The 5,368-nt window shown below is 71.1% G+C and carries 3 protein-coding genes; 1 reads left to right on the top strand and 2 read right to left on the bottom strand.

Annotated features, from left to right (window positions below; translation table 11 throughout):
- Positions 1-120: 120 nt before the first annotated feature.
- Positions 121-1,896 (bottom strand): gamma-glutamyltransferase, encoded by a 1,776-nt coding sequence (ggt, locus tag E1202_RS30900; protein WP_132686844.1) that lies wholly within the window; start codon positions 1,894-1,896, stop codon positions 121-123.
- Positions 1,897-2,301: 405 nt separating this feature from the next.
- On the opposite strand from ggt, the gene E1202_RS30895 reads away from it, so the two are divergent.
- Complete coding sequence (locus E1202_RS30895; RefSeq protein WP_235879140.1) at positions 2,302-3,432, top strand: cytochrome P450 family protein; 1,131 nt, start codon at positions 2,302-2,304, stop codon at positions 3,430-3,432.
- A 51-nt stretch (positions 3,433-3,483) separates the two neighbouring features.
- Here E1202_RS30895 and E1202_RS30890 read toward each other — a convergent pair whose 3' ends face one another.
- On the bottom strand, positions 3,484-5,067 hold the full coding sequence (locus E1202_RS30890; protein WP_132686843.1) for a putative glycoside hydrolase: 1,584 nt from the start codon (positions 5,065-5,067) through the stop codon (positions 3,484-3,486).
- Positions 5,068-5,368 lie beyond the last annotated feature (301 nt).

The following is a 5,368-nucleotide window of genomic DNA, read 5'->3' as shown; positions in this document are numbered from 1 at the left end:
GCACCAGCACCGCGCCCCCTGCCGCGTTCGGACTTCGCGCGAAGTTCGAGTCCGGGAGTTCCCGGTCGAATGTCGCGCGAAATTCGAACAGCCCGCTGGGGACCGCAGCGTTTGCGCTGGTCAGGGGGTGGGGATGACGACGGCGGCGGAGCCGCCTCCCCGGCGGTGGGGTTCTGCCGCCGCGACCCAGCGCCCGTCCGGGAGGAGTTCGACGCCGGTGGCGGCGCCGATCTCGTCGGTGGACTCGAAGCGGTGGCCGAGGGCCTCGAGCTTGGCCGCTTCGGGCTGGGCGAGGAAGCCGGGCTCGGCGTCGGTGGTGGCGCTGTTGCGCTGCGAGGCGCGCGGTTCGGCGATCGCCTCGGCCAGCGACTGCCCCCGATCCAGCCGGCCGGTGAGCGTCTGCAGCACGGTGGTGATGATCGTCGAGCCGCCGGGGCTGCCGACGGCCAGCACCGGCTTGCCGTCCTGCAGCACGATCGTCGGGCTCATCGAGCTGCGCGGCCGCTTGCCCGGTCCCGGCAGGTTCGGGTCCGGCACGCCGGGGGTGACCGGGGTGAAGCTGAAGTCGGTGAGCTCGTTGTTGAGCAGGAAGCCGCGTCCGGGCACCACGATGCCGCTGCCGCCGGTCTGCTCGATGGTCAGCGTGTAGGACACGATGTCGCCGCTGGCGTCGGCCACGGTCAGGTGCGTGGTGTTGGGGCCCTCGTAGGGCTCGCCGCCGCCCCGACCGCCCTCGCAGCCCTGCGGCGATGCGGGATCACCCGGCGCCACCGGGGCGGGGAGCACGGCGTCGTCGCTGATCAGGCATTCGCGGGAGGCCGCGAACTCGTCGCTGAGCAGTCCTTCGGTGGGCACCTCGGAGAAGGCGGGGTCGCCGACCCACCGGTTGCGGTCGGCGAAGCCGAGCTTGCCGGCCTCCAGGTAGCGGTGCAGGTAGCCGGTCTTGTCGGCGGCGGCGAGGTCACCGCGTTCGAGGATGTTGAGCGCTTCGCCGACGGTGGTGCCGCCGGAGCCGGAGGGGGCCATGCCGTAGACGTCGTAGCCCCGGTAGTCGGATTGCGTGGGTTCGCGGTCGATGACCTGGTAGTCCTCCAGGTCGGAGGCGGTCATCGCGCCCGGCCGGACCTTCAGCCCGGCGGCGGGGTCGACGGGCGGCTGGGTGACGGTGCTGACGATGTCGGCGCCGATGTCGCCGGAGTGCAGCGCCTTCGCGCCTTCGTCGCCGAGCCGCCGGTAGGTGTCGGCGAGGTCGGGGTTGCGGTGCACGCTGCCGACGGCGGGCGGCTGCCCGCCGGGCAGGAACAGCTCGCGCGTGGCGGGGAAGGCGCTGAAGCGCTCCTGGTTGTCGGCGGTCTGGGAGCGGAACGTCTCGTCGACGGCGAAGCCGTCGCGCGCCAGCCGCTCGGCGGGCCGCAGGACCTCGCCGAGGTCCTTGCTGCCCCACCGCTCCAGGGCGCGTTCCCAGGTCCGCGGGGTTCCGGGCACGCCGACGCCGAGCCCGCTGGTGACGGCCTCGTCGAACGGGATCGGTTCGCCGTTCTCCAGGAACAGGTCCTCGCGCGCCGACGCGGGTGCGGTCTCGCGACCGTCGATGGTGTCGACCTCGCCGGTCGCGGAGTCGTAGTGCACGAAGAACCCGCCGCCGCCGATACCCGCCGAGTACGGCTCGGTGACGCCCAGCGCGGCTGCGGTGGCCACGGCGGCGTCGGCGGCCGTGCCTCCCCGGCGCAGCACGTCGAGACCGGCTCGGGTGGCGTCGGGATCGACGCTGGAGACCGCGCCGCCGAAACCGACGGCCTCGGCCTGCTTGGGAGGTTCGGGCGCGGCCTGCGCCACCGGTGTCACCAGCGCGCACACCCCGAGCACGCTCAACCCCACCCGGACACTCGATCGCATCGTCGAGAACCTCCTGCGTTCCTCTGCTGTGCGGAGCGCGTTCCTGAGCCGCTCGCCGCCCCATGGAATACATCAAGATCGGTGCGCGGAGCCATGCCGCGCGACGATTCCGGGAGCAGTTTCCCGCAAAACCCGGCGAACGGACGGTTCGCTTACCCCGACGAGGCGAACGGTCGTCCGCGCGGTTCGGGCGAGGGGTGGGCGGCCAACGCGTCCGAACGGAACGCGAGGTTCACACCGACGCTGGTCACCGGGCCTCTGACGAGCACCCCATGCTGGGTGCGCGCCACCGCGGCGTGCGGCGAAGACGCGACGGAGCTGACCGATGGATTGCCCCTACCCGCTCGATCCCACCGGGAGCCACCTGCACGCCGAGGCGGCACGGCTCAGCGCGCGAGGTCCCGCGTGGTGCTGCCCGACGAGGTGGAGGCGTGGCTGGTCACCGACCCGGACGTGCTCCGCTCCCTGTTCGCCGATCCCCGCGTTTCCAAGGACCCGCACCGGCATTGGCCCGGGTACCGCGATCTGCCCGCGGATTGGCCGCTGCACACCTGGGTCTCGATGCGGAACATGTTCAACTCGCACGGCGCCGAGCACCGCAGGCTCCGGGCGCTGATCGCGCCGGCGTTCACCACCCGCCGGATCCGCGACCTGGCCCCGCACGTCGAGCGGATCACCGGCCACCTGCTCGACGAGGTCGCCTCCGCGCAGCCGGGTGTCGCGGTCGACCTGCGCGAGCGCTTCGCGAACCCGTTGCCGGTCGCGGTGATCAGCTCGCTGCTGGGCATCACCGATCGCGATTCGCTGGACGAGATGCGCCGGCTCGTGGAGCTGTTCTTCAGCACGACGGGGTCACCGGAGCAGGTGGTGGCCGGGATGGAGACGCTGCACCGGCTGTTCGGCGAGCACGTCGCGTCATGCCGGCGGAATCCCGGCGACGACCTGACCAGCGATCTGCTGGCGATGCAGGACGAGGACGGCACGCGCCTGTCCGACGGCGAGCTGACCGACACCCTGATGCTGATGTTCTCGGCGGGCCACGAGACGACCGTCAACCTGCTCGGACACGCCATCGCCGAGCTGCTCACCGAACCTCGGCACCTGGCCGCGATCCGGGCCGGTGAGCTGAGCTGGGACGCCGTCATCGAGGAGACGCTGCGCTGGCAGCCGCCCCTGGCGAACCTGCCGCTGCGCTTCGCCGTCGAGGACATCGAGCTGCCGGGTGGCGGCGCGATTCGTGCGGGCGAGCCGATCGTGGCGGGTCTGCTGGCGGCCAACCGGCATCCCGCGCACCGCGCCGACGGGGACCTCTTCGACCCGGCCCGCGCCGACACCGCGCACCCGAGCTTCGGTCACGGCGCGCACTTCTGCGTCGGCTCCCAGCTCGCCCGCCTGGAGGACCGCATCGCGCTGTCCGCGCTGTTCGACCGCTTCCCGCGGCTGACCGCGGCGTTCGGCGAACTGCAGCAGCGACCGTCGTTCATCTCCCACGGCCACGTCGACCTGTTCGCGATCACCGTCCCGGAAGCGATCTGAGGGCGAACGGGCCGTTCGTCCGGCGAGACCGGTGCGAACGGCCCGTCCCGGTCAGCCCCTCGGCGCCAGTGCGGCGTCGTGGTAGCGGCAGTTCGGCGCCCACAGCAGGAACGAGTTCATCCCGTTGCTGCGCGAGGCGTCGATCTGGGCCGCGACCTCCCCTGGCCCGTAGGGCACTCCGAGGCTGAAGTCCTGCAACCACGGGATGATCTGCACGTCGGTCCCCTCCACGGCCTTGCCGAACGCGGCCAGCGAGCGGGCCACGATGTCGTAGGGCTGGCTGTTGGGGTTGCCGACGCCGAACTCTCCGGCCGCCCAGTGCGAGGGGTAGACCATCGGCGCGATGTAGTCGACGTAGTGCGACATCTGCCGGACGTCCTGGGCGATCTCGGTCGGCCGGTCGACGGCGATGCCGAACACCGATGCGCCCAGCAGCGCGCCGCGCGAGCGGACCTCGGTCTGGGTCTGGCGCAGGAACTCCGCGATGGAGGTCTCCGGTGTGCCGACCAGGTTCGGGATGCGCATCTGCTCCATGTGGCCGTCCGGCCGGCGCACGTAGTCGTAGAGCACGTCGTCGAAGCCGAGCTGGGCCGCTTCGGCGGCGATGTCGACGTTGTACTGGCGCACCACCGGGTCGGCGAAGTTGGTGAAGGCGTACTGCCCGTAGCCGCTGGACCAGGGCGAACCGCTCGAGGTCTGCACGACGCGTTCGGGGTGGCCGCTGTTCCAGGAGGCCGCGCCGAGCACCGGGTCCTTGAACGCCACGAGCCTGCCGACGACCCGCACGCCCATGCCGTGCAGCTGGTCGAGCGCCTGACGCGCGTTGTAGTAGCCCTTGACGGCACCGATCTGGTGGGCCATCGGGACCGCGGAGTCGTAGACGACCTCGCCGCTCTCGTCCTTGAGGTCGAGCTCGACGGTGTCGATCTTGCCCTGGCGGGCCATCTCCAGGATCGGCTCGCGCAGCGAGTCGCTGGTCCAGGCCATGCCGGTGACGTGCACCGCGCGCATGCCCGGGTGTTTGATGTGGACGGTCATGACCCGTTCGGCCCGGTTGCCCGCCACGTCGGTGGCGACGACCTTGACGTCGCGATCCGGCTTGTCGACCACGACGCTGAAGCCGCCCTGCGGGTCGGTCTCGACCTGCTTGCCCGCGACCTCGACGCGCTCGGCCCCGAGGGCCTTGCCGTTGACGGTGACCGGGCGGTTGGGGCCTTCCGGCCGCAGCGAGTCCTCGACTTGGAGGTCCGGCGGCGTGCTGTCCACAGTGAACTCGTGACTCGTGGTGTCTGAACCGAGCCAGGAGATGCTGCGCGGTGCGTCGACGACCAGCTCGTGCGGTCCGTCCGGCAGACCGGCGGGTGCGAGGGCCATACCGCCCGCGACCTGCCGCGCGGCGACTTCCCGGCCGTCGACCGTGATCTTGGCGTTGTTCACGCCCTGGATACCGACTTCGGCATTGGTGTTCACCGGCTGATCCAAACCGGTGATCTTCACGTCCTCAGTGGACAGTGTGCGCAACAGGAGGAAACCGAAGATCAGCACCAGCGCGGTACCGACTCCGATCACGACGTACTTGGGCATTCCGGCGCTGATGGCCTTGATGCGGGCGCGCGCTGAAGCAGCATCCGACATCGGTTTCGCCTCCCCGACTTAGGCGAACTCGCGCGGTGCACGAATTTCCTTGCTGGACAATTGCGTTCCGGCCGCTACGGGCGTCCGGAAATCCACTGTCGCAGTCGGATCGGGCTAGATCAATTGGCCAGTTGGAGTATCCCGGAACCGGAACCGGGTCTATACCGTTGGTCCCGATGTTGCCCTCCAGAACCACGGTTCGCGCCGCCGCGCTCGCGATGCTGCTCGCGTCCGCCGCGTGCAGCGCACCCGCCGCGCCCGCTCCGCCGCCGCCTGCCGCTCCCGCCGCACCGCCCGCTCC

The sequence above is a fragment of the Saccharopolyspora karakumensis genome, assembly GCF_004349225.1.
Lineage (GTDB): Bacteria > Actinomycetota > Actinomycetes > Mycobacteriales > Pseudonocardiaceae > Saccharopolyspora > Saccharopolyspora endophytica.
This window is presented reverse-complemented; position numbering and strand designations above follow the sequence as displayed.

Coding starts and splice junctions, on each gene's coding strand:
- ggt (WP_132686844.1), bottom strand. CDS start 1,896: ATGCGATCGAGTGTCCGGGTGGGGTTGAGCGTGCTCGGGGTGTGCGCG.
- E1202_RS30890 (WP_132686843.1), bottom strand. CDS start 5,067: ATGTCGGATGCTGCTTCAGCGCGCGCCCGCATCAAGGCCATCAGCGCC.